This is a genomic window from Accumulibacter sp., assembly GCF_029255145.1.
Taxonomy (GTDB): Bacteria; Pseudomonadota; Gammaproteobacteria; order Burkholderiales; family Rhodocyclaceae; genus Accumulibacter.
Genome location: NZ_JAPUVQ010000026.1, coordinates 72,327 through 94,316, shown reverse-complemented (window position 1 = coordinate 94,316; position 21,990 = coordinate 72,327). Strand labels below are relative to the sequence as shown.

The 21,990-nt window shown below is 67.4% G+C and carries 24 protein-coding genes; 6 read left to right on the top strand and 18 right to left on the bottom strand.

The features are described from left to right. Window positions 1-81: 81 nt before the first annotated feature. Both Q1L50_RS02540 and nhaR read right to left on the bottom strand, forming a co-directional pair. Window positions 82-1,170 carry an efflux transporter outer membrane subunit gene (locus tag Q1L50_RS02540; RefSeq protein ID WP_300335668.1) on the bottom strand — a complete coding sequence of 363 codons (1,089 nt, stop codon included), beginning with the start codon at window positions 1,168-1,170 and terminating at the stop codon, window positions 82-84. A gap of 400 nt (window positions 1,171-1,570) precedes the next feature. Further along, complete coding sequence (gene nhaR / locus Q1L50_RS02535) at window positions 1,571-2,482, bottom strand: transcriptional activator NhaR (RefSeq protein ID WP_300335662.1); 912 nt, start codon at window positions 2,480-2,482, stop codon at window positions 1,571-1,573. 10 nt (window positions 2,483-2,492) lie between these two features. Between nhaR and Q1L50_RS02530 the strand changes: the two genes are divergently transcribed. The 5 genes from Q1L50_RS02530 to Q1L50_RS02510 all read left to right on the top strand — a co-directional run bounded on the left by Q1L50_RS02530 (window position 2,493) and on the right by Q1L50_RS02510 (window position 6,002). Beyond that, complete coding sequence (locus tag Q1L50_RS02530) at window positions 2,493-2,954, top strand: HPF/RaiA family ribosome-associated protein (RefSeq protein WP_300335661.1); 462 nt, start codon at window positions 2,493-2,495, stop codon at window positions 2,952-2,954. Window positions 2,955-3,048: 94 nt separating this feature from the next. After that, complete coding sequence (locus Q1L50_RS02525; RefSeq protein ID WP_300335659.1) at window positions 3,049-3,207, top strand: hypothetical protein; 159 nt, start codon at window positions 3,049-3,051, stop codon at window positions 3,205-3,207. Further along, window positions 3,204-4,187: a TerC family protein gene (locus tag Q1L50_RS02520; protein WP_300335657.1), complete on the top strand. Its 984-nt coding sequence runs from the start codon at window positions 3,204-3,206 to the stop codon at window positions 4,185-4,187. Before Q1L50_RS02525 ends, Q1L50_RS02520 begins: the two co-directional genes overlap by 4 nt. A 228-nt stretch (window positions 4,188-4,415) precedes the next feature. Beyond that, the gene (locus tag Q1L50_RS02515) at window positions 4,416-4,691 is read left to right on the top strand and encodes a universal stress protein (protein WP_300335655.1); all 276 of its coding nucleotides are present in this window, start codon (window positions 4,416-4,418) and stop codon (window positions 4,689-4,691) included. A gap of 309 nt (window positions 4,692-5,000) precedes the next feature. Then, window positions 5,001-6,002, top strand: coding sequence for a DUF4914 family protein (locus Q1L50_RS02510; RefSeq protein WP_300335654.1), 1,002 nt, complete (start codon window positions 5,001-5,003; stop codon window positions 6,000-6,002). A gap of 98 nt (window positions 6,003-6,100) precedes the next feature. Here Q1L50_RS02510 and Q1L50_RS02505 read toward each other — a convergent pair whose 3' ends face one another. Then, a complete protein-coding gene (locus Q1L50_RS02505) occupies window positions 6,101-6,322 on the bottom strand; it encodes a hypothetical protein (protein ID WP_300335652.1) in 222 nt (73 codons plus the stop codon). Further along, window positions 6,315-8,021 carry a hypothetical protein gene (locus Q1L50_RS02500; RefSeq protein ID WP_300335651.1) on the bottom strand — a complete coding sequence of 569 codons (1,707 nt, stop codon included), beginning with the start codon at window positions 8,019-8,021 and terminating at the stop codon, window positions 6,315-6,317. Before Q1L50_RS02500 ends, Q1L50_RS02505 begins: the two co-directional genes overlap by 8 nt. Here Q1L50_RS02500 and Q1L50_RS02495 point away from each other — a divergent pair. After that, on the top strand, window positions 8,008-8,277 hold the full coding sequence (locus Q1L50_RS02495; protein ID WP_300335650.1) for a hypothetical protein: 270 nt from the start codon (window positions 8,008-8,010) through the stop codon (window positions 8,275-8,277). The two genes, Q1L50_RS02500 and Q1L50_RS02495, sit on opposite strands and share 14 nt — an antisense overlap. On the opposite strand, the gene Q1L50_RS02490 is transcribed toward Q1L50_RS02495, so the two are convergent. The 14 genes from Q1L50_RS02490 to Q1L50_RS02425 all read right to left on the bottom strand — a co-directional run bounded on the left by Q1L50_RS02490 (window position 8,252) and on the right by Q1L50_RS02425 (window position 21,964). Then, the gene (locus Q1L50_RS02490) at window positions 8,252-8,653 is read right to left on the bottom strand and encodes a hypothetical protein (RefSeq protein ID WP_300335649.1); all 402 of its coding nucleotides are present in this window, start codon (window positions 8,651-8,653) and stop codon (window positions 8,252-8,254) included. The genes Q1L50_RS02495 and Q1L50_RS02490 overlap by 26 nt on opposite strands. After that, window positions 8,650-9,702: a hypothetical protein gene (locus tag Q1L50_RS02485; RefSeq protein ID WP_300335648.1), complete on the bottom strand. Its 1,053-nt coding sequence runs from the start codon at window positions 9,700-9,702 to the stop codon at window positions 8,650-8,652. The genes Q1L50_RS02490 and Q1L50_RS02485 overlap by 4 nt, the downstream gene beginning before the upstream one ends. A 3-nt stretch (window positions 9,703-9,705) precedes the next feature. Beyond that, the gene (locus Q1L50_RS02480; protein WP_300335647.1) at window positions 9,706-10,881 is read right to left on the bottom strand and encodes a hypothetical protein; all 1,176 of its coding nucleotides are present in this window, start codon (window positions 10,879-10,881) and stop codon (window positions 9,706-9,708) included. 18 nt (window positions 10,882-10,899) lie between these two features. Beyond that, window positions 10,900-14,484, bottom strand: a complete 3,585-nt coding sequence (locus tag Q1L50_RS02475) for a hypothetical protein (protein WP_300335646.1) — start codon at window positions 14,482-14,484, stop codon at window positions 10,900-10,902. A gap of 3 nt (window positions 14,485-14,487) precedes the next feature. Beyond that, complete coding sequence (locus Q1L50_RS02470; RefSeq protein WP_300335645.1) at window positions 14,488-14,871, bottom strand: hypothetical protein; 384 nt, start codon at window positions 14,869-14,871, stop codon at window positions 14,488-14,490. A 4-nt stretch (window positions 14,872-14,875) separates the two neighbouring features. Beyond that, a complete protein-coding gene (locus tag Q1L50_RS02465) occupies window positions 14,876-15,070 on the bottom strand; it encodes a hypothetical protein (protein WP_300335643.1) in 195 nt (64 codons plus the stop codon). Next, window positions 15,067-17,886: a tape measure protein gene (locus Q1L50_RS02460; protein ID WP_300335642.1), complete on the bottom strand. Its 2,820-nt coding sequence runs from the start codon at window positions 17,884-17,886 to the stop codon at window positions 15,067-15,069. Before Q1L50_RS02460 ends, Q1L50_RS02465 begins: the two co-directional genes overlap by 4 nt. A 215-nt stretch (window positions 17,887-18,101) precedes the next feature. Further along, window positions 18,102-18,866, bottom strand: coding sequence for a hypothetical protein (locus tag Q1L50_RS02455; RefSeq protein ID WP_300335641.1), 765 nt, complete (start codon window positions 18,864-18,866; stop codon window positions 18,102-18,104). A 39-nt stretch (window positions 18,867-18,905) separates the two neighbouring features. After that, window positions 18,906-19,331 carry a hypothetical protein gene (locus Q1L50_RS02450; protein WP_300335640.1) on the bottom strand — a complete coding sequence of 142 codons (426 nt, stop codon included), beginning with the start codon at window positions 19,329-19,331 and terminating at the stop codon, window positions 18,906-18,908. Beyond that, complete coding sequence (locus tag Q1L50_RS02445) at window positions 19,331-19,789, bottom strand: hypothetical protein (RefSeq protein WP_300335638.1); 459 nt, start codon at window positions 19,787-19,789, stop codon at window positions 19,331-19,333. The genes Q1L50_RS02450 and Q1L50_RS02445 overlap by 1 nt, the downstream gene beginning before the upstream one ends. Beyond that, the gene (locus tag Q1L50_RS02440; protein WP_300335637.1) at window positions 19,779-20,270 is read right to left on the bottom strand and encodes a phage virion morphogenesis protein; all 492 of its coding nucleotides are present in this window, start codon (window positions 20,268-20,270) and stop codon (window positions 19,779-19,781) included. The genes Q1L50_RS02445 and Q1L50_RS02440 overlap by 11 nt, the downstream gene beginning before the upstream one ends. Continuing rightward, on the bottom strand, window positions 20,270-20,764 hold the full coding sequence (locus tag Q1L50_RS02435) for a DUF1320 domain-containing protein (RefSeq protein ID WP_300335636.1): 495 nt from the start codon (window positions 20,762-20,764) through the stop codon (window positions 20,270-20,272). The genes Q1L50_RS02440 and Q1L50_RS02435 overlap by 1 nt, the downstream gene beginning before the upstream one ends. Before the next feature lie 5 nt (window positions 20,765-20,769). Beyond that, the gene (locus Q1L50_RS02430; RefSeq protein WP_300335635.1) at window positions 20,770-20,979 is read right to left on the bottom strand and encodes an HI1506-related protein; all 210 of its coding nucleotides are present in this window, start codon (window positions 20,977-20,979) and stop codon (window positions 20,770-20,772) included. 85 nt (window positions 20,980-21,064) lie between these two features. After that, the gene (locus Q1L50_RS02425; protein ID WP_300335634.1) at window positions 21,065-21,964 is read right to left on the bottom strand and encodes a Mu-like prophage major head subunit gpT family protein; all 900 of its coding nucleotides are present in this window, start codon (window positions 21,962-21,964) and stop codon (window positions 21,065-21,067) included. Window positions 21,965-21,990: the final 26 nt, after the last annotated feature.

Sequence of the window (21,990 nt, the reverse complement as noted above, 5' to 3'; positions counted from 1 at the left end):
TGCCCACGGGCCGGGCGGCCCTCTCTTTGCGCCCTCAAACCGAAGTTGCAGGCTGCAGTTACCGCATTGCTCGCACCAGATTTATGTCGGCTTGTGGACGCCGGTTTCACCCCGGCGCCGACAACTCAGGGTACCGATGTTCCCGGCCAGAGAGAAGGAGGGGAAGAGCGCCCCCTTGGCGAGGCCGATCTGAGCGGACTGCGCCGCTGCCTTGAGCTCCGCCTGGCGAACGTCGGGTCGGCGCCGCAAGAGATCCGCGGGAATGCCCACGGCCAGGCTCGCGGGCGCGACCGGGATCCCCGACTTTCCCGCCAGCCAGTCGTCGAGGGGCGCTGGCGGCATGCCGAGCAGCACGCTGAGCGCGTTTGTCGCTTTCCGCCGCTCGATACTGAGCTGGGGAATCGTCGCTTCGGTCGCGCCGAGGACGTTCTCCGCCTGGTAAACGTCGCGCCTGGTAACCACGCCTCCCTCGAATCGGGCGCGCGCGATCGCGAGGGCCTGCCGCTGGCGCAGGACGTTCTCGCGGGCGATGTCCAGCTGGACGTCGATGGTGCGGATCTTGACATAGGTGCTGGCTACATCGCCGATCAGGGTGACGAGCACATCGTCGTAGGCGGCGACCGACGCGAGAAAGGCGCCGCTGGCCGACTCGATTCCGCGCCGTACCTTTCCCCATACGTCGAGCTCCCATCCGACCTGCGCGCCGAACGCGAGCTGCCAGAAAGTGTTGCTGACGGGAACGTAGGGTCCCGAGACCGGGATCCGGCTGTAGCTCGCCGTGGCGCCCAGCTGTTGCTGCTGCGGGTAGAACTCGCCGATGGCGACCCCAAGCTGTGCGCGCGCCTCAAGGACGCGGACGCCGGCGGCCAGGAGGGTCAGGTTCTGCTCATAGGCGAGGTCGATCAGCTTCGACAGCACCGGGTCCTTGAGCGACGACCACCAGTCGCGATACTGCGCGCGGCCGGAATCCATCGTCGTGCTGCCGGCCTCCATCCAGTCATCGGCGACCTGTGCCGACGGGCGCTTGAAGTCGGGACCGATCATGCATCCGGACGACAGCAGGGCGAACGCCCAAGCGATCGGCACTCCTCCGGCACGCCAGAGCCCGGCGCGCGAACGCGTACGCCGAGGCCTGGCAACCGGTGATGCCAGGGAACTCCGACCGCCCATCATGCGGCGATCAAGGATAAAGGATAGGAAATCCAACGGCACCGTCGGGAGTGTATGAGCTCGCGTGAAGCGGTGTCAATCTCGGACTGGGTCGCGGGAACCGATCAAAAGCGATCCGAATCCCGCTTTGCCCGTGTCTGTCACGACCGGCGATGACGACTCGTCTTGCTTCAATCTGGACCTTTGCGCAGCGACACCTGCACCCCCTACCAGTCAATGCGCTGGTCGAATTCGCACTCCCGCGCCGGTTGAGTTCGGGGCTCGTCCCCACCCATGATGGCAACTCGCGTCTCCCGGAGCGGCGGCGCACCGGCGGGCATCAGGCGTGGCGGTGCGGTCGGTTCGCCCAAGGGAGCAACGGTCGTCGTCATGCACAGCGGCTGTGCGGCGCAGTCCCTGCTCAACCGGCCTGGGGCCGTGTGGTGAACACTCCGGCCCGCGCATTCTCGCTGACCGCCCGCGCAGCGGGATGGGTCAGCCGCCGCTCGGCTGAAATGAGGAAAAATCGCTCGCGGATCTCCTCCGTTTCCCCCAGTTTGACAACCTTGTAGTGCGCCGTCACGTCCGGGACGCTGGCCGCCGGCGTCGGGAAGGCCCCGGCGCCGGCTTCGCCGAAAGCCTTCATCAAGGCGCTGTCGTCGAATTCGCCGACGATGCGCACACGCTTCCCCTGCCGTTCCAGCCAGCGCGGCAGGGCGCCGTGAAGGGCGCTATCGCGCCCGGGCAGCAGCAGGGGCGCGCCATCCAGGCACTCCGGGAAGCCGCCCGTTAGTCGCGCAGCCAACGCGGGCGCAGCCATGAAAGCGACCCCCGATTCCCCGAGCGGATGGCTGTAGCCCTTGATCTCCGTGCCCGGCGGCATGGGGCGGTCGGCCAGCACCATGTCGAGACGGTGGATCGCCAGATCCGCCAGCAGACGTTCCAGGCGGTCCTCCTGACAAATCAGGCGCATCGCCGCGGGAAGTCCCAGCACCGGCGCAAGCAGGCGATGAGCGATGAATTTCGGCACGACGTCGGCGATGCCAACGCGGAAGGTGATGAACCGTTCCTCGGCGCCATTCTTCAGCAAGTCTTCCAGCTCGGCCCCGGTCTGGAAGATTTCCTCGGCGTAGGAGAGCGCCAGCTTGCCCGTTTCGGTCAGATCCAGCCGGCGCCCGACGCGCCGGAACAGCGTCACGCCCAGCCGTTCTTCCAACAGGGAGATTTGCCCGGACAGCGTCTGGGGCGTCAGATGCAGGCGCTCCGCCGCGCGAGTGACGCCGCCCGAGCGGGCGACAGTGACGAAGTAGTGCAAATGCTTGTAGTTGATCACGCCACCTCCGATGTTCGTGTTTTCCGATCATAATGCATCTTTATATCTGTTTGTATCGAACTATTCCGGCGCCCATACTGCGGCTGTCGTCTGTCAATCCAGCCAGAGGAGTGCCATGAACCTGAAGATCCAAACGCAAGACATCCTGCTGACCGACGGGTTGCGCCAGCATGTGGCCATGCGTGTCGCCTACGCCATGAATCATGGTCGGGACGTCGTCACGCGCATCGTCGTGCGTCTTTTCGATGTCAATGGCCCGCGCGGCGGCGAGGACAAATGCTGCGCCATCGAAGTCCGCCTCAAGGGCGCTCCCGCCCTGATCGTCGAGGATATCCAGACCGACCTTTACGTCGCCATCGACCGCGCGACCGAACGCGTCGGCCACACGCTCGATCGCCATCTGGCGCGGCGGCGCGATTTCCCGATGATTTCTGCCACGCGGCAACAACCGTTCACCGACGAAACGCCATGAAACGGCCTGCCGACCTGCCACCGACAGGCATCGTGATAGCCTTGGCCGCGCGCCGGGTATGGTCGCCAAGCGCTATTGCGCCGGCGGGCGGACGATGAACACGGCCATGCTGCGCGATGCCTTCCAGCACCCGCTCGGCGCCGCCAGGCAGCTGCCGGCGCAATACCAGCCGCAAGTCCGGCAGAGGGACGCGACACTGGACGCCGGCCAGATCATGGCGCCGCTGCTCGGCGGCACGGAGCGTGCTGCATGACCGCCAACATCGACAGCTTCGCCACGGGCCCGATGTGGGCCGGCTTCATTGCCTTCGTGCTGGGCATGCTGGCGCTCGACCTGTTCGTCTTCGGTGGCCGCAAGGCACACCGGGTGGCGGTCAAGGAGGCGCTGGCCTGGGTGATCGCCTGGGTCTGCCTGGCACTGGTCTTTGCCGGCCTGCTGTGGTGGTATCTGAACGGCACGCAGGGCGCCGCGGTGGCCCAGCGCAAGACGCTCGAATTCCTCGCCGGCTACCTGATCGAGCAGTCGTTGTCGGTAGACAACATGTTCGTCTTCGTCATGATCTTTGGCTACTTCGCGGTACCGCCGGAACTGCAGCGCCGCGTGCTGCTCTATGGCGTGCTCGGCGCCATTGTCATGCGCGCCGGGATGATCCTGGCCGGGGTCTGGCTGGTATCGGAGTTTGCCTGGGTGTTGTATGTCTTCGGCGCCTTCCTGGTGATCACCGGCATCAAGATGCTGATCTTCGCCGGGCACGAGCCCGACCTGGGGAAAAATCCGCTGCTGCGCTGGCTGCGCGGCCACCTGCGCATCACGCCGACCTTCCACGGCGAATCCTTCTTCGTCCGCCAGAACGGCGTCCTGTGGGTGACGCCGATGTTTCTCGTGCTGGTCTTGATCGAGGCCAGCGACATGGTGTTCGCGGTAGACAGCATCCCGGCGATCTTCGCCGTCACCTCCGATCCATTCATCGTGTTCACCTCGAACATCTTCGCCATCATGGGCCTGCGCGCACTGTATTTCCTGCTCGCCGACATGGCGGATCGCTTCCACTTGCTCAAGTATGGGCTGGCCCTCGTGCTGCTCTTCATTGGTGGCAAGATGCTGGCCGCGCCGTGGTTCCATCTGCCGATCCAGTGGTCGCTGGCGATTGTTGCCGGCACCATTCTGGTGTCGGTGGTGGCCAGCCTGGTCCTGTCGAAACCCAAAGCGGTCGCCAGAGGAGAAACGGCATGAGCCATCCCGTCGATCTTCCCGTCCCCGCAAGTTGCCGGCGCGATGCCGATGGCCATCTCGTCGGCCTGATGTTCGGTAGTGCGCCGCCGGTTCCGGCGCCGGCAACGAATCCCTGGCTGGTCGCCGTCGACGGTTCGGACAACGCCTTGCGCGCCGTCGCGCATGCCGCCGGTCAGGCCGGCACGATGAAGGCCCGCGTGCTACATCTTGTGAACCTTCAGCCGTGGCTTGTCCTGGAAGCGGCGGAAGCGCAACTCGCGCAGCGGGCCTGGCTCGCCACCGCGCGGCCGGGCGCCCTGCTCGACGCAAACAGCCAGCCCCTGGCGGCCGCATGTCGCGCTGGGCGAAGCCGCCGGGCAAATCATTGCGCTGACCGAACGGATCGACTGGAGCGGCACCGTCACCGGCAGCCGCGGGCCGGGCGTGACAGAGAGCCTGCTGTTGGGCTCGGTGAGCGACAAGCGCATGCACCTGAGTCCGCATCCGGGAATGGTGGTGCCCTGACCACGCCGTCCTCAGCTGACGCCATCCCCCGCTTCTTTCAGCCCCGGAAGGCTGAAGCAAACCTTCCCGGAACCCAGGCCGTTGCCCTGCCGCAGTGCGGCGCCGAAGCCATCGTCAGCCACCATCCCGGCCCGCCCAACGGCGGCCAGACGGTGATGATGGCCATGGCCGGGACGGCGGCGGAACCAACCATGTGACGACCACCGTGACCCTGTTCGTTTCCATCTTCAACCTGTTCACCAGCCTGCGGCACTTGCTGGCGTTCACGGACAGAGATGCAACGCGTAGCCGCGGCTTCCGCGGCCATCGGTGTGCGGCGAATACCGCACAACGCCCCATCAGACCCTTGAGTTTCTTGGACTTTTTTTCCGAAGGCAAATTATCATGAGCAAAGTCAACCTGAGCTTCCAGATCCCCTTGTCGGTGCAGCAAATTCTGGAAGCATGCCCGAAATATACCGTGGCCAGTACCTGGCAGCAGTTGTACGAACTGGCCACGCGCGACGCCGTGAATGGCGTGCACGAGGTGGCCTACGAAGTGCCGGGCCGAGGCCGGGTGTTGGAGGCCAATGTGTGCCGGGTCAAGAACGGCATCGCGGCCAACTACGTCGAGCCCTACATGCGCCGCCGAGATCCCGATTGCATGGTCATCGCCGACGACCTGCCCACCGACAAACCCCGTTTCGAGGATCAGTACGGCGCATCGTTCGAACCTTTGCGTGCCGAAACCTTCGCCTGGCTCCAGACCCAGGAACTGGCCGTGTTTCCCTTTATCGCCGGGGTTCCCGGGATGGGTATGGATGCCCTGGTGGTGGCTCCGGCCAACGCCGGTTTCTTCGCGCTTGGGCTGGCCTTGCTGCAGGGCATCCTCGACGAAAAGGCCTTGTCGCCGGACTTCGACCCGAAGGCGGTGATCTTCGTCGCGCCACCGTTTCGCCATACGCATTTCAAGGGCAAGCAGATGGTGGTGCACAACCGCCGTCCGGGCCGGCACGAATTATTCAGTTACAACCTTTATCCCGGCCCGAGTGCCAAGAAAGGCATCTATGGCGTCCTGCTCGCCCTCGGCGAGCGCGAGCATTGGCTGACCGCGCACTGCGCGACGGTGCAGGTCATCACGCCTTATGCGAACAAGCTGTGCATCATGCACGAAGGCGCCAGCGGTGGCGGCAAGAGCGAAATACTCGAGCAGGTCCATCGCCAGAAGGACGGGGCACTGCTGCTCGGTACCAATGTTGTAAAACCGCGCGCTACTTGGCGTAAAACCGCGCGCTACTTGGCACACAACTACGTCATAAATTCCGACTTTTAACGCCTCTTCAACACCCATGCCAGTCGCCCTCACGTTGCGCCATCTTCCTGGCGGGTTTCGTAGTTCGTAAACTCCGCCCGTGGTGGAGATCACCCACGCTAAAGGGTGATCTCCACCACGGGCAGCGCAGGGGCTACGCCTTCAATCTTTCCGGCCCTCACGAACACCTGCTGCCCGACACTGCCCACGCCCCTGGCGGTGATCGTCGCGCCGTCAGGCAGGGTCACGGTACGCAGCTCGTTGGCGATCGCCGTGACCTCCCCGACCAACAGGGGCGCATCCGGCACGAGGGATAAAAACTCTCGCAGCGCGTTACTCATAACACTCAATCTCCAGGGTCTGGCGAACTGTCGGCAGCGCCGCCTTGATCGCCACGCTGCGCACGATGCCGAGACGTGATTCGGCGCCGTCGGAGAAGGCTACGAAGCTCCCCACGGGATAGATGCCGACCCCGGCGAAGATCGGGGTCTCCAGCGTCAAAAGCTGCTGCGGGCCGGTGTCGGCCAGCACCGCCAGGCCGCGCTGCCGAGCGATGTCGGCATGGGTGGTCAGAGCGTCCACGATCATCGGCGCGAGCAGGTCACCGGCGGTCCCGGCACGGGTCACGCGGCCCAGAATCCCGATCCCCTCGCCGCTGATGTAGACCCCGTTGTAGGCCGGTTTTTCCAGCCACTCGATGGACTCGCGGGTGGTCGCGGCCGCGGGCAGCGAGAAGTCTGCTACCACCCCGCCCCAGTCCCATGGCGCCACCGGATAGCGCGGCAGGATGCGCAGGGTCTTGCTGTTGCGGCTGGCCTGGACGTAGCCGCCGGCGGCTTCGGCGATGCGCGTCACGGCTTCGATGTGGCTGCCGGTGTGCGACCAGGCGCCGGCGGGCACCAGCCAGTCGGTCATCTGCCAGTCGAGCGACCAGCCGATGCCAGCGCCGTTGACCGTGAGCGCCGCGGCCATCACTTGTTGCGCGGTCAGATCGACCAGGTTGTTACGGCTGACCGAGGCGGCGTACGGGTTACCGAGTTCGGCGGCGATGCCGCGGCCGGAGACGGTGATCCGCGATTGTGGGAAGCGCCGGTCGCGCGTCACCTTTTCCGCCAGGAGCAACCAATTAACGCCGTTGATCGTTGCCTCGAACTCGACGGGTTCGCCCGGCGCCGACGGCAGCACATCGTCAAGACTGGCGCCTGGCAGGCTGGCCTCCCATCCCCAGACCCAGGAGTCGGCGTCGATCATCACGGACAGTGACAGCGGCGCCATGGCCAGAGAATTCGCGGTCCGAATCAGCGTTACGTCATTGATCACGAGATAGGTCCTCAGAACGGGGATGACGACATCGGCCACGGGCAGAGCCGGATGGTGTGGGCGCCCGAACACCAGATGCAGAGAGACAGGCATGGCGTCGTCGAAGAGCAGCGCCGTAGACGCGACGTACAGTTCCGGTCCCGGTGGATCGCCGGGCACCGGGGAGACGCCATGCCCAGGCCGGCCGGCCTCCTGCCACGGGATGATCAGAGCCAGTGCCCGCGGTACCGCCAGGCCGGCTATCGAGACCACGCGCGTGCTGCGCCGCACGCCGATTGCCCACGGTACCGACAGTACTGGACGCGGCCGGCGGAATAGCTCTCGCCACCGCTCGCTCACCGCGAAAGGTAGCGGGGTGCCGTCGCTGAACACCAGCCGCAGCGACGGCCGCAACCAGGTGTAGAGCTGCTGCCAGCCATCCGCCAGACGCTGTTCGATGGGCGACCCGCCCCTCCACGGCAAGTGGGACAGCGGCCGCGTACCACGGGTCATCGGTTGCCATACCGTGCCCACCTGGGCACTGCGCCGGGCGGCGGTTTCGATCCCCACCACTGCCGCCGTTTCGCTGGCGGGCGTGGCCCGGTGCGCTGCCCGCCGGAAGTGGGACAGCCTTTGCGCATCCTGCCAGCCGCTCTCCGCCCAGCGGAAAGGGGCGCGATTGACGGCGTTGTCGTAGCCGATCGCCAGATCCGCCAGCGGCGCCCCGGTGGTCGCCGCCATCGCCAGTGCGGGCACCCTGGAAACGGCGATCGGTGAGCTGATCCCGGGCACGCTGGCGCCGCTGGCGAGCGGCCGCGCATCGGCCCTGAGCGCTCCCGCCGACGTCGCCGCAGCCAGCGTCGCCGAGCTGCCGAGTTTGATGATGACCGGCGGCGTGCCGGTGCCGCCGAACACCAGATCCGGAGAGGCCGGCCCATCCGAGAACAGCAGATCGACCATCGCCGACCCGCTCAGGGCTCAGAGAGTGTCGCGTTGAACAGGAAGACAAAAGCGCCCGCATAGAGCGTCACGTCGTCGAGCGTGAAGGCCGCACCGGGCGTACCGGTTACCGCCACATTGCCGTCGCAGACCCAGTTGCCGTCGCCATCGACGCCGCGCGCCCACAGCACATCGCCGGTCGACAGGATCTGCACCGGCACGCTGACGGCAAAGGCGATCACCCCTGCCGTGACCGTCCCGCAGGGCTTCTGCAGGGTGATCGTGGCGATCGGCGAACCACCGGCCGACGCGCCGGCAGCCGGCTGGGTGGTCGTGTACAGTTCCAGCCGGCCAGCCGTCGAGGCCTGGTCGAATTGCCCGACGATGGCCTCCGCCCGCGCGCCGCGCGCCGCTGTCGAAAATACCAGGCTCATGGCATCAGCTCCGGCGTCACGGTATCGGCCACCACCGCGTTGTACAGCCCGGTGTGGTCATGCGCCATCACCACGTAGTCCAGATCGTGCCGTACCTGGGTGAACTGGTAATTACCGGCGGCGTCGCTCCAGACCTCGCGCACCACCGCGCCGTCGCGCTTGCGCAGCAGGCGCACCCGCCGCGCCACCGGGTAGTTGGGCGTACCGACGTTTTTCGTCGTCCCGATGACGCGGCCGTGGCCGCCGTTGTCGGTATCGAGCATCAGCCGCGGCGTGCCCTGGCGCAGAATCCTGTGCGCCGGTGGCGTTTGCCGAAGCAATGCGAATGGGGTGGGCGCCGCCGAGCGCGCCAATCCCAACCCGAGCGAGTCCGCAAATGGCCCGGTTGGCGCTGCCGGTGATGGCAAGCGGCCGGCATAGACCTGGATCTGCACCTCGCTCAAGTAGCCGTTATACCGTGCATCGACGCTGGCAAACCCGGAGTCGTCGCCGCCGATCTGAATCCGTTTCGGAAAATTGCCGCTCGGCATGTCGAGATTGGACAGGCTGGCGATCAGCCCGCGGTCCTTGAGCAGGAACGCCGATCGATTGAACACCGAGAGCTCGAAATCCTGCCACTGGTTCAGAACCACCGCGCCGGGCCCCCCGAAAAACGAGTTGTAGCCGCTGGCGGCGAGATAACCCCCCATGTAGCCAAGCGAATCGAAATGCAACGTGAACGTCCCGAGCGACCCATTGGCGCCGATCATGATCAGCCGGCACGCGGTGCCGGCTGCAGGCAGCGCCAGCGGATACATCGACCAGGCGATCGACAGCGAATTGGTCGCATTGCCAAAATCGGCATGCGCGGCACACTTCAGAAGGTCGTTCGTTCCCCCCGGAAAATAAGCCGACCCCTCGCCAGCAAAGCGACTTTGTGCCGTCGAGATCACGACGTTACCGGTGCGCGTGAAGGTATGCCCTTTCACATCCGGGAACGAGGTGGCGCCGTTGGCTCCGGCGAGGTGCAGGCCGACACTGAGATCCTTCCAGTAGAGATTGCCTGGCATGGATTACCGCCAGGGGCCGGTGGTGTCGAAGAAGGCAAAGGTGCCTGCTGTCCCGGCGCCGACCGGCACCACGCGCAGATCGCGCGCCAGCAGATTGTCGGCCGCGGCGATCTTCGCGCCACTCGAAAACAGCCCCAGCGGCAGCAACTGCGGAGTGCACCAGATCCCGGGCGATACCCCGCGCAAGGCGTTGAATACGGTCTCGAAGATATTCAGCGGCGTTAAATACAGGCCCGAATCGGGGCCGTTCGGATACGGCATCGGTCCCTGCCCACTGGTGATGGTCGTGCTGGCACTCGGCACCAGCAGCGGGAACGCCTTGTAGGCCACCGCCGACCCTCCGACAGCGGTATAGGGGCGCGCCAGATACAGCTCGCCGGTCACCAGCGCCATGGTCGCGTAATCGTTGTTGTCGCCCGGCGCCGCGGCGCTCTTGTCCGACGCGTATCCGGACAGCACGCACGACCACGCGTCGCCGCTCTTCACTGGCGCGAGATCGCCAAAGGCCATTATCGCGCCGCCCGCCGGGTAGGTCGGGTGATAGGTCGTCAGCAGATAGACGGTCCGATCGTCGGCGACCAGCACCCACGGCCGCGCGCTGCCATCGGCCACCGTGCTCTTGGTCCACCAGGTGCCGCCGCTGCGCTGAACCGATGTCGGGAACGGCCCGGCGCCGGTACTGATCGCGGTCATGGTTTCATAGCCGACGCAGCGCGCGGTCTTGCCGCCGGTATCGTCGACCCGCAACAGGCAGGCCGTCGCCGCCACGTTGCCGCTCTTGTACGCCGCCAGATTGGTGCCGCTGAAAGCCTTGACCCAGCCCGCGCCGGCCAGCTTGAGCGAGATCGATCCGGTTGCCGTCTGGTCGGCGATCCCCGTCGCGTCGAAGGTCAGCGTGGTATTGCCGCCACCGACGGTCAGCACCTTCTTCTCGCCGTTCAGACCGCTCGGCGTCGCGCCGGAGACCAGGACCACGCTCCCGACCTCGGCGCTGTGCCCGGCACTGACCGTCGCCGTCGCCACCCCGCCGGCCACCACCAGGCTGGCCACCGCCGAGACCGCGAAGCCATTGACCAGGCAGGCGTCGAGGACGTTGATCAAGGCGCCGGCGGTCCCCGAAAGGACCGGCGCGCCGGTCAGCCCGCTGTGGAAGTATTTGACCGTCGTATCAGCCGGCATCGCTCGCTCCTATCGTCATCATGGGGTGTCGACATCGCCGCGGATGCCGATCGTGAACTGGTCGTCGGCCGCCGCCGGCGGCCCCTGCAGGACGGTGCGCGCGACCCACACCGGAAAGTTGCCGGCGACGGTATTCAGCCGCACCAGGTTGCCCGCTGCCCAGCCCGCGCCCCAGCCGGCCGGGTCGATGCTGAAATACGGCACGCCGGTGGCCGGGTTGATCGGCGCCAGCGGGTTGGCGATCGCGTGCCCGGTGACGATCTGGCCGATCGTCTCGCCGATCACATTGACCGTCGTGGTGTTGGTGAAGATGACCTGCCAGCGCTCCTGGATCGCGCCGCGGTTGGTCACCACGACCGGGTATTGCGTGGTGTTGTAGCTCGGGCTGGCGCCGCTGCCGATCAGCGTATCCGACCACACGCCGGTCCACGTCGCCTGGTCGAACCAGTGCGACACCCGCGCGTGCAGATCGCCCATGATCAGCGCCGAGCTGACCAGCGAGCCGAGCGGAAAGTCGTGCGTCAAGGGCCTGGTGATCACCAGGTCGCCGTTGATCTGCGCATCGGAGCACAGCGCCATGTCCTCGATGCGGTGCTCGATGCGCACCGGCTGCGCGTACCCCGAAACATCGGTGAAGGTGATCGTGCCGGCGTCCAGGTCGGTGGTGTAGCCGCTGGCGATGGTCTGGTCATCGGCGCCGATCACCCGCAGCCGCGCGATGCGCACCCGCCCGAGGTCGATCGTCTGCGCGTTGCTCACCGTCGCCGGCGAGGTCGTCGCGGTGTGATGGATCACCAGCACATCACCCTTGCGCAGCACCGGCACGCGGCCGTCCACCGGCAGCCGCACCGGATCCAGCCCGAGCACCTCGGCCGACAGCGGCAGGTTCGACACCGCCACCGCGTTGAACAGCGCGGTATCCGGCATCACCAGCTGGGGCCGGAAGATCATCCCGCCCGAGACCCTGGCGGCCGAATACCACCACTCGAGCTTCTCGCTCGGCGACAGCCCGGCATCCGCCACCAGCGCCCCGAAATGCAGGGTCACGATGCCGAACTGCGCATCGATCGTGCCGCTGATCTCGCTGCTGCCGATCGAGCCATCGAGCGCGCTGCTGGCGCTGATCTGCACGCTGTCGCTGGCGCGATTGGCGCGCACCGCAAAGCTCGCCGGCTGCACCGGCGCGCCCGAGACCCGGAAGCGATAGCGCCAGTCCTCCCACAGCCCCTTGCGCGTCAGGCAGGCGACGCTCAGCGCCGGCGCGCCGCCGCCGGTGTAATCGCTCAGGCTGACCACGCCGCTGGCGTAGTTGATCGACCCCGCCACGGTGCCGCTGTTGGTACTCGCCGACGGGTCACGCACCAGAGACCCCGCGCGATCGACGTACACGCTGCCGTTGAGCGTGAAGCGCAGCGACCCCGGCACCAGGGTATTGCTGATGCTCGGCAGCAGGTCGATCTGCAGCGGGTCGATGGTTTGCGACTGCGACTGCAACCCGCCCGCCGAATTGCTGGCCTGCCGGTAGCGGGCGACGATGTTGCCGGTCGCCACCGCCGTCGCTGCCGCTGACGACCAGGCGCGCGTCTGCACCGCATCCTGATACGTCGAGCCGGTCATCGTCCGGGACTGCGACACCGCCTGCAGGGTCACCTGGCCGCCCAGCGCCACCGCCCCGGTGGCATAGTTGATCGAACCGCCGATGCCCGCCGTCGAGGCGATCGACAGCGCCACGCTGGCCTGGTTGCCGGCCGTGCCCTGGCTGCCCGAACCGGTCAGCGTCAGGTTCGCGGCGATCAGCACCAGCGCCCCGGCGCCATCGTCGCGCACCGTGTACTGCCCGCCGACACTATCCGAGAACGACAGCGTCAGGCTCTTCGGCAGCACCGCATTGCCCAGGCTGAAGTTGCTCGAAGCGCCGCCGGCGGCGTGGTTCTCGGTAACCGCCGTGCCCTGCTTGAACTGCGTCTGGATCGTCGAATTGCTGTCCGGCAGCACGCTCGGCAGCAGCACCACCTTGCCGTTGGCGTAGTCCACCCAGCCCGTGCCGTCGCCGGCGAGGCCGCCGGCACCGTTGTCGGTCACCGTCCTGGTGATCGCGTTGGCGAGGTAGGTGATGGTCAGGTTGCTCGGCTGCAGCGCACCGCCCGGGACGCTGATCTTGACCGCCGGCGCAGCGAAGACGCTGCCGCCCACCTGCGCCGCGTAGTGCGCCGGCGTCCCCCAGCTGTACAGGATCTCGGTCGCCACGTCGGGCAGCGCGCCGAGCGTCACCACCATCGACCCGGTGCCGTAATCGACCATCCCGGTACCGACGCCATCGTCGCCGGCCAGGTTGCCGGTGCCGTTGTCGAGCAAGCGGTACCACTTGCCGAGCGCCATGTAATCGACGCTCACCGAACCCGGCGCCGGCGCCGGCGAGAGGTTGATCACATAGTTGTAGCCGCGGTTGCCGAGCGAAATCGGCGTACTCTCGGTGTGCCCGCCAACCGCGATCGCCACCGCCTGGGCGGCGGTGTAGGTCGCGCTGCCGCTGGTCCCGGTCGAGCGCGCCACACTCACCGCGCCGCTGGCGTAATCGACGCTGCCGGTGAAACCGGACTGCGCGACGATCGCGCCGGAACCATCGTCGACCAGCGTCACGCCGCCGATCGAAAGCTGTAGCGAGCCGCGCGCGATCGCCCGGCCGAAGTAGCGCACCGCCACCTGGCCCGGCGTCGTCGTCACCGTGCTGGCAAAAGACAGCGCCGGCGCGCCGGCAATCGGCACCACCAGCTCGCGATCGCCGGTACAGCGCGCGTCGATGATCGGCGCCTCGGAGAGCGCCGAGGGGACGATCTGGGTATAGACCGTCTCGGCCTTCAGCGTCAGGTCGCCGAGGCTGGCCGCCTGCGCCAGCGGCGACACCCCGTAATAGCTGGTGGCGTCGGCGGCGAAGGTCGCATGCACCCGCGTCGGCGGGTTGTAATAGTCGCTGGTGTAGCGCGTCACCGGCGCGCCGGTGAACGCCAGGCGCAGCGCGTCGGAGATCTCGATCACCAGCACGTCGCGCAGGTAATCGCCGTACTGGTCGGTAAACACCTGATTATCGGCCCGCGAAATGATTCGCGTGATGCGCACATATTGGTAGTTGGCCGGCGTATCGCGCTGCACCAGGCCGAGCACCTCACCGACTCCAGGCGAAGACGTGGCATGCGCGCAATGCACCTGCACGCTCTTCTGCCCCACCAGGTGATTGCCGTACAGCGTCAGCCGGGTTTCGGCGCCCAGCGCCAGATAGCTTTCGAGCTTGTTCTGTGCCGCCGTGCGGGCATCGGACCACGAGCGGGTGGTGAACAGCGCTGCCGAGACGCGCGGATCGGCCGGCGCCTGCGCGATGATCACGTGTGATCCATAGTAGCCATCGACGGTATCGGTGAGCACCGCCGGAAACACCTTGCGCAGCGCAATCCGGCCGTAGGTCCGGTCGAGCTCCGAAATGTCGGGGAACAGGTTGTTCGACACCCCGTCGACCACCGCGATGCCGGTGGCCATGCCGCCGCCCTCGGGCACATCGTCGAGCACGGCGGATTTCAGCAGCTTGATGTCGCCTTCCAGGATGGCCATGCGTTACACCTCGATCAATTTAACAGTCGCGACATACCAGGTATCGACGCCAGGGTCGGAGAAGGCCACCACCGGCTCCGCCGTCAGCGCGTCTTCGGCAGCGAACACCACCGTGAAGCTGCGCCCATCGGCGAGGGTCAGCACCACCTGGCCGGGCAGCGCACAGGCCAGCACCCGCAGCGCATCGACCGTGGCGCGCGTGATCCAGCCGCCGTCGACACTGCCGGCGAGGGTGATCGGCCGCCCGGCCAGGCGCTGGCCGGCATCGACGATCAGCGCCCCGGTGAGCGCGTATTCGGTCGACCGGATCACCGTCGGCCAGTTGAATTCGTCCGTCCACAGCATGTCGGCCGGCAGGCTGACGCTATCCAGCAGGTGCTGGGTCATGGGCTCACACCGTGACCCATTGCCCGCCGTCCCAGATCGCCAGCGGCTTGCCGTCGGCCGTCGCCACCCCGGCCGCGACCAGCGCCGCCCAGATCGCGCGCAAGCTCCGATCCTTGGTGGAGAGTTCGAACACCGCCCTGATCGCCGCCGTGCTGCGCGGCTGCCTGGCCCAGCCGAGAGGGTCCGAGGGGCCGATCATGCCGCACGCGACTTCAATTCCTTGAGCACGCCGATCAGCGATTGCGCGGCGTCGGGGCTGGCGGTATCGACCGGGACAGTCTTGCCGCCGACGACGATTTCCACCCGGTGAACGCTCGCCGGCGCCGGTGCCGGTGCTTGGGCATCGCGCGTGGCGGATCTCCGGGCCTCTTCCGTCGCTCGCTGCTTGGCCCGCTCGAAGGCCCCCGAATACTCGGTGAGATAGCCCTCGGTCGAAGTCACGGCGACGGTGCGCAGCTTGCTTTGCAGGGCCGCCATTTCCTCCGGCAGCAGATCGGAGAAGGCCGCGACAAAGGCTTTGACGGCCTGCCCCGTCAATCCCTGCTGGCGGGCGATTTGTTCGTGGTCGATGGCCTGCGTACTGACCGGGCGACTCACCAGGCCAGCGGCCTGGTCCTGCTGCGACAGCCGGCGCCGCGAGTAATAATCCTGGATCTCGGCTTCCGTCGCGTTGGCCGCCCGCAGCTGATCGACGGTCAGCTCCCCCGAGTTGTCGCGCAGATCGATGTTACCGGTGATGCCGCCACGCTTATCGACGTTGCCGCCGAAGGTGCCGCTGAGGTTGGTTGGCCGGCGCTCGGCGGCATCCTGCAGCCGCAGCACCTGGTCGGTCGCCCGCCCTGCCGCGGCGCCGAAGCGCTCGGTTTCATCGGCGCCACCAGCCATCGCTCTAACGATCGCCTTGCCGGCGGCGTCCACCTCGATCGTCAGCCCGCGCATCGCGGCCTGAATGCGCAGGGTGTCGGTGGCGACCCCGCCATTCGCTTCGATCACCGTTTCGGCGTAGCGCCGAAACGCGGCGGTAATCTGCGCCGGCGTCGCCGTGCCCGCCGTGCGGATCGTTTCGAACGCCTGTTTGGCGGTTTCCGCGGTGCGCTTGAGTTCTTCGGGAGCCCGCATGCCCAGCGTCTTGAAGGCCTCGGTCACCGAGTTGATCCCCGGCGCCAGGTCGTCGAGCTTCTCCTTGGCGCCGTCCAGGCCTTTGCGCAGGCGCTCGCCAGCCAGCAGGCCATTCTTGCCGAGGGCTTCCCAGCGCTTGCCGAGCTCCAGTAGCGCGGCTTCGGTGGTGGCCGCTTTCGCCGCCTGGTCGAGACTGGCGGCGAGCGTCTCGCCCACGTCCAGGCCCTTGGCCCGCACGTCGTCGAGACGCGCCAGCAGCGTGTCGAAGTCGTTGATGGCGGTCTGCGCGCCGATGCTGATACCTGACGTGAGTTCCGAGAGGTCTTTGCCGGTGCGGCGCACGGCCTCGATGAGCACGGCATCGAGCGCCGCGGCCAGGCGCCGCGCACCCTGCTCGGTGCCGTCAAACGCCGCATTGGCCTCCGCTTCGAAGATCCGCAAGTCCTTGCCGGAGAGCGCCCGCTGCCACGCCTGGCGCACCTGGTCGGCCGAAAGCTGGCCCTTGCGCGCCAGGTCATCGAGCGCGGCGCCGGCTTCGTTGAGGCCCTTCGGGCTCGACAGGTCAAAGGCTTTGGCGAGCTTGCCGATCGCTTCCGCCGCCTGGTCCCCCTTCTTGATCTGCTCCTCGAAGTCCGCCACCAGCTCTTTCGAGCGCTTCGATAGACCGAAGGCCGCATCGGCGGCCCGCTGCTGCTTGGCAGCCAGTTCCGCCGTCTGTGCGGCCATCGCCTTGCTGGCGGCTTCATTGGCGCGGGCATCGCGTTCTTGCTCCTGGTTGCGCTTGGCCAGTTCGGTGAAGCCGAAGGCGGTTTTTCCCAGCCATTCGCCGATGTCCTTGAGGTTGGTCAGCAGGAAGGCGAGGGAAAAGCCCTTGAGCAGCGACAGCGCCGTACCCAGCTTGCCGGCGGCTCCCGCCAGATCGAGCACGCCCGCCGCGCTGCCCACCCGGGCCGCGTTGTTGGCCACCTGCGCCGTGGTGTTGGCCGCGGTGGCGGCGGTGTTGGCGATCGTCGCTGCCGTCGCCACCCCAGTCGCGGCGGCCGTGGCGGCGACCGCCGTGCGCAGCCCGAGGAACTCGGCGGCGATGCCGTAGGCTTTCCAGCCCAGCCAGGCCTGGCCGGAGTTGATCAGCGCCGCGGCGATCAGGTCGAGATTCTGGCCCAGGGTCTCGATCACCGCCGCCGCTTTGGCACTGGCGCCGCTGGCTTCGTCGGTCTGGCTGACGAACAGCGCCCACTGCGTCGACAAATCGGTCAGCGCCCGGCCGATCGTTTGCGGCAGCTTGCTGAATTCCGTGTCGATCGTCCGCGCTTGCCCTTGCAGCGCCCGGATCACCGTTTCAGCCGACAGCGTTCCCGCTTCGGCCAGCTTGCGCAGCTCGCCGGTGGTCACGCCCAGGCCGTCGGCCATCGCTTTCGAGAGCCGTGGCGCCTGCTCCATCACCGAGTTGAACTCGTCGCCGCGCAGCACGCCCGACTGCAGGCCCTGGATCAGTTGCTGAATCGCGGCCCTCGAAGCATCCGCGCCCTCGCCGGAAAGTGCGATCGTCTTCGACACCGTCTCGGTCAGCGCCAGCGCTTCCTCGGTGCCGATCTGCATCGCCTTGCCGGCGTCGGCGATCTTGGTGAACAGCTTGGCCGTGTCGTCGAGCGCACTGCCGGTAGACAACGCGATGTCCTGCACGCCCTTCATCGCCGCCTGCAGCTTCGGGCCTTCCCCCACCACCAGCGCCATGCGCGCCTGCATGCCCTTGGCGGCATCGGCCACCTGGCCCATGCTGGCCGCGGCGTCGACCAGGGCATTGCCGCCCTGGATCGCCAGATAGGCGCTGGCGAGCAGCCGCAGCTCCTCGGAGATCGAGCGGACGCTGTCGCGGATCCGGGTCTGGGCGGGCACCGCCTGTGCCGCCGCGCGCTGCGCCGCCGGGCCGATGCCGTCGATGCCGGCGCCGGCCGCCTGGGCGTCGGTGCCGGCCTACCGGGCCTCCCTGCCCAGCGTGTCGACCGCCGTGGTGAGGCCGGAGACCTGCTCCCTGCCGGAGACCGACGCATCGATCTCGACGCGGGCTCTAAGCTCGTCGGACATCGCCGCTCTCCGGGGGCGCTACGGGATCAGGAAACGCCGCGCAGATCGACGGTAAACGGCGCGCTTTGGCCAACCGGCGTTTCCATCTTGCCCTTCAGCGGCACGGTACCGAAGTTGTCGGAGAGGAAGTCGAACACGTCGCCGGCCGACAGCACCGCCTGCAGCACGCGCACGATCACCCGGTTGTCGTCGGCGTAGTTCTTGCCGTCGAGCAGGAAGGCGCCGCGCACCTGGGTCTGCGTCGCGCCGGCGATCTGCGTGCCGGTGATCGCCGCATAGGTGCCCGAAACCTTGATCGAAGCGCCCTCCAGGATGGCGCCGGTGGACAACACCTTGACCATCCCGAGCTGATAGTTCACCAGATAGTCAGTGCCCAGCACATAGGTCGGGGTTCCCGAGGTGTGCTTGACGGCGAAGCCGGCGACGGCGAAAGCCTGCTTGCTGAGCTGGACCCAATAGTCACGCTTGGCGACGATCACCTCGTCGGTGATCGATCCCGAGCCCTGCGACAGCGCGCTGGCGGTGCCGAGCAGGGCCATCGTCATACCGTCCTTGCCGGTCTGCGACATCGTGATTTCGAGTTCGGCGGGTTTCTGCAGCGCCACCGAGCCGATCACCTGGCCGTAGGTGGTGAGCCCTTTCGAGGTCTTCTCCTTGATCTCCGAGTTGGTCTTGATCGCGAACTTCTCGCACTCGAACGGGCCGGCGAGGCCGAGCGCCTGGCCGGTGGTGGGATCGATGCGGTTGACGTAGAGGTCTCCGGCGCCGACGAATACTTGAGCAACAGTCATGGTGGTTTCTCCTGGTGGGTTGAGGGGATAGGTTCGGCGTCAAGCGCCGCGCACGACGACTTCGGAAGTGACGGCGATCGGGAACTTGAGAATGCCGCCGCGGTAGCCGGGGGTGATGGCGCCGGGATTGGCCAGCACCAGCGGGGCGTAGGGATAGCCGGGCGCCCAGCCGAGCAGCTTGGCGAGCACGGCATCGAGCAGCGGCGCGGCGTCCGATCGCACCGGTGCGCCGTCGCCGGGGGTCAGCGGGTTGCGCACCGCCAGCACCACCTGCCAGCGGGTGGCGGTACGCGCGGCGCGGCCGTTGTTGCTGGTTTCGCTGACGGTGTAGCCATCCCACACCACATACACCGCCGGCAGCTCGACGCGCAGGCCGATGTCGCCCACGTCCGCCGCGCCATGCACGCCGAGCAGTCCGGGGATTTCCGCCAGGCGCTCGCGCAGCAGTGGTTCGAGGCCGAGCATCAGCGCCTCTCGCCGAGGTATTCGATCGGCAGCGGCGCGGCGGTGCGCACGGTGACCACCGCGGCGTACAAGCCCTTGCGAGTCATCGGCTCGCTGCTGACCATGTCCCAGCGCAGCACGGCGTACTCCTGCTCGCCGACCACGGCGCCGTCCACGATCGTCATCACCGCTTCAACCAGGTCGATCAGGCCGATCACCTGCCCGTCGCCGTGCCGGGCGGCTTGCGCGCTGCGGCTGTTGCGGGCCAGGCAGGCGATGCCGAGCGTCGGCTCGGTCATGCCGCGCGCGGCGACGACGCCCGCACCCAGCGCCACATACACCGCCGGCGCATCGGCGCCGAACCGGCCGACCAGGCTGTCGCCATCGAGATCCGGCAGCGTGTCGATCTGCCGCAGCCGCTCGGCCAGGGCGGAGGTTTTGAGCAGGGCGACCAGTCCCTGTTCGAGTTCACGGAGCATTCAAGGCCCCCTGCAGCCGGCGCTGGATCATGGCCACGATATCGGACGCATCGTCCGGGCTGATGCCGAGGTACGGCCGCGCCGGCATCTTCACCGCCCTGACCATGGCGAAGCCGCCATTGGCCAGGCGGAAGCGCAGGGCGCCGGCGTTCCTGGCGCGGATCGTGCCGCCGAATTGATGGATGGCGGCATAGATGCGGTTCACGCCCCACTCGGCGAAGTCCGCCCCCGATTGCGACGAGATCGACCCCGAGAGGTGGCCGGCCTCGGTCAGCGTGCGGCCGCCGGAGACCTGCGCCCGCAGGCTCGGCTTCCAGCGCGTGCCGTCGGGCGCGGTCTCGGTGCGAAAGCGCAAGCGGGTGGCGCTTTCGCCCAGCTCGGCAACCTCTTTCGCGATCGCCGACCGATCGTCGAAGACGCCCACCAGGCGACGCAAGGCGGCCAGCACGGCCGCATCGTCGACGTGGATCGTGAACCCCATCAGAGGCCCCGCTGTTCGCGGCTCCAGAGGCGCGGCGGGCTGACCACCTCGACGCTGCCGCCGCCGGCCTTGGGCGAGGTGATGACGTCGGCGCCGAAGGTCACTTTGCCGGTGGAAATGTCACGGCACAGGCCCATCGCGGCGTCGTAGGCCTTGAGCACCGGGTCGCTGGCGCGATCGCCGTGCAGGTAGTAGCGGGCGACGTCGGCGGTCAGGCGCTTGAGCACCGGGGGAACGGTGCCCAGCGGCGTGCTGTAGCGGCCCGAGAGGTAGGCGTCGACGGCCGATTGCGCGTCGTCGATGGCGCCCGACATCAGCGCCAGGGCGGCCGTCACCGCGGCCACCTCGCTGGCCGCCCAGCCGGTCAGCGGATCGCCGGCGATCGCCAGTTCGAGTAGCGCCGGGGTCACCGCGCGCGGCGTGGCGCGATCGGCGACCTGGGCCAGCTCCTCGGCGCCGAAGCGGGCGACCAGGTCGGCGGGGGTGAGGTACAAGGTGATTACTCCTCGACAATCCGCACGTCGAGCATCGGCTCGGCGCGCAGGGCTTCGATCTGGTCGCTGCTCAGGGCGTCGGCGGCGAGGCGGGTGGGCGCGCGGGTCCAGCTCCGGCCAGCGCGGCGGAAACCCTCGGCCAGGGCGCGAACGACGATCACCTTTGCCTGGTCTGCGCCGGCAGCCGGCGGTTCGGGGGCGGGTGTTCTGGACATGTGTGCTGCTCCTGATGTTCGTTGTCGGTAGGTAGCTCAAAGCCAGGGCGCGCGGCGCCCTGGCTTGGGATCGGGCGCTTGCGGTTTAGCCGGTACTGCCGACCGAAAGCCGCCAGAAACCGTAGGTGCCGGTGGCCCGCGCTTCGGCGCCGAACTTGTATTCCCCGCGCAGGAAGACATCGTCGTTCTCGGCGCTGATCTGCTGGACGAACACCGGCGCCTTGCGCATCTGGACGATGAACGGCTTGACCGGCTGGGTCGTCACGTGCAGGAACCAGGCGGTGGCGGAGGTCAGGCCGGGGTTGACGAGCACCTTGGCGGTGCCCTTGTAGGGATTCGGCGAGTTGTCGGTGAGCTTGTCCTGCTCGCACAGAATCCGGGCCACCGATTCGAGCGCCGGCGGCACTTCCAGGGTGTCCGGGATGAGCCGCAACGGCATCCCCTCCTCATCCTTGAAGGACATGACCGCGGCCCGGGCGGCGCCGTAGCTGGCCAGGGCGGCGGCCTGCGTCGCCACCGACAGGGCGACCGTGAGCTTGTTGCTGACGCTGGCCCCCTGCACCAGGTGGTCGGTGTCGTAGTAGTACTGCCCGTCGAAGCAGAGGGCGGTGAACGCCGCGTTCTTCAGGCTGTCGACGATGATGTCGTGCAGCTCGCCGCCGCTCATCCCGGCGCTCCTGGCCTGCGTGTTGTAGATGCCGAGGCGGTCGTCCTCGATGTCGTTGCGGCGGACACTGATGGTCGTCTCCCAGTCCTCGTTGGCGACGTAGAACTTGCCGCTCTCCAGGTTCTTGACCGCCTTGTCGCCCGCCCACTTGCGGAATTTCGGGAAGCGCGAGAGCCAGGCGTAATCCTCGCCGGCGCCGGTCGATGGCACTTCCATGGCGCAGGCTTGCCACTGCCCGGTCTGGGCCGTGAGGCCCTGGTTGAAAATGGTCTTGAGGCCGGTAAAGATGCTTTCGACGTTGGCCCGGTTGACTAGCATGGTGTGGCTCCTTGAGTGAGGATAAG

Bases quoted from the DNA above. Each gene is read 5' to 3' on its own strand.
- Q1L50_RS02540 (WP_300335668.1), bottom strand. From the start codon at position 1,170: ATGGGCGGTCGGAGTTCCCTGGCATCACCGGTTGCCAGGCCTCGGCGT.
- Q1L50_RS02530 (WP_300335661.1), top strand. From the start codon at position 2,493: ATGTTCGTGTTTTCCGATCATAATGCATCTTTATATCTGTTTGTATCG.
- Q1L50_RS02525 (WP_300335659.1), top strand. From the start codon at position 3,049: ATGAACACGGCCATGCTGCGCGATGCCTTCCAGCACCCGCTCGGCGCC.
- Q1L50_RS02520 (WP_300335657.1), top strand. From the start codon at position 3,204: ATGACCGCCAACATCGACAGCTTCGCCACGGGCCCGATGTGGGCCGGC.
- Q1L50_RS02505 (WP_300335652.1), bottom strand. From the start codon at position 6,322: ATGAGTAACGCGCTGCGAGAGTTTTTATCCCTCGTGCCGGATGCGCCC.
- Q1L50_RS02500 (WP_300335651.1), bottom strand. From the start codon at position 8,021: ATGGCGGCGACCACCGGGGCGCCGCTGGCGGATCTGGCGATCGGCTAC.
- Q1L50_RS02490 (WP_300335649.1), bottom strand. From the start codon at position 8,653: ATGAGCCTGGTATTTTCGACAGCGGCGCGCGGCGCGCGGGCGGAGGCC.
- Q1L50_RS02485 (WP_300335648.1), bottom strand. From the start codon at position 9,702: ATGCCAGGCAATCTCTACTGGAAGGATCTCAGTGTCGGCCTGCACCTC.
- Q1L50_RS02480 (WP_300335647.1), bottom strand. From the start codon at position 10,881: ATGCCGGCTGATACGACGGTCAAATACTTCCACAGCGGGCTGACCGGC.
- Q1L50_RS02475 (WP_300335646.1), bottom strand. From the start codon at position 14,484: ATGGCCATCCTGGAAGGCGACATCAAGCTGCTGAAATCCGCCGTGCTC.
- Q1L50_RS02470 (WP_300335645.1), bottom strand. From the start codon at position 14,871: ATGACCCAGCACCTGCTGGATAGCGTCAGCCTGCCGGCCGACATGCTG.
- Q1L50_RS02465 (WP_300335643.1), bottom strand. From the start codon at position 15,070: ATGATCGGCCCCTCGGACCCTCTCGGCTGGGCCAGGCAGCCGCGCAGC.
- Q1L50_RS02455 (WP_300335641.1), bottom strand. From the start codon at position 18,866: ATGACTGTTGCTCAAGTATTCGTCGGCGCCGGAGACCTCTACGTCAAC.
- Q1L50_RS02450 (WP_300335640.1), bottom strand. From the start codon at position 19,331: ATGCTCGGCCTCGAACCACTGCTGCGCGAGCGCCTGGCGGAAATCCCC.
- Q1L50_RS02445 (WP_300335638.1), bottom strand. From the start codon at position 19,789: ATGCTCCGTGAACTCGAACAGGGACTGGTCGCCCTGCTCAAAACCTCC.
- Q1L50_RS02440 (WP_300335637.1), bottom strand. From the start codon at position 20,270: ATGGGGTTCACGATCCACGTCGACGATGCGGCCGTGCTGGCCGCCTTG.
- Q1L50_RS02430 (WP_300335635.1), bottom strand. From the start codon at position 20,979: ATGTCCAGAACACCCGCCCCCGAACCGCCGGCTGCCGGCGCAGACCAG.
- Q1L50_RS02425 (WP_300335634.1), bottom strand. From the start codon at position 21,964: ATGCTAGTCAACCGGGCCAACGTCGAAAGCATCTTTACCGGCCTCAAG.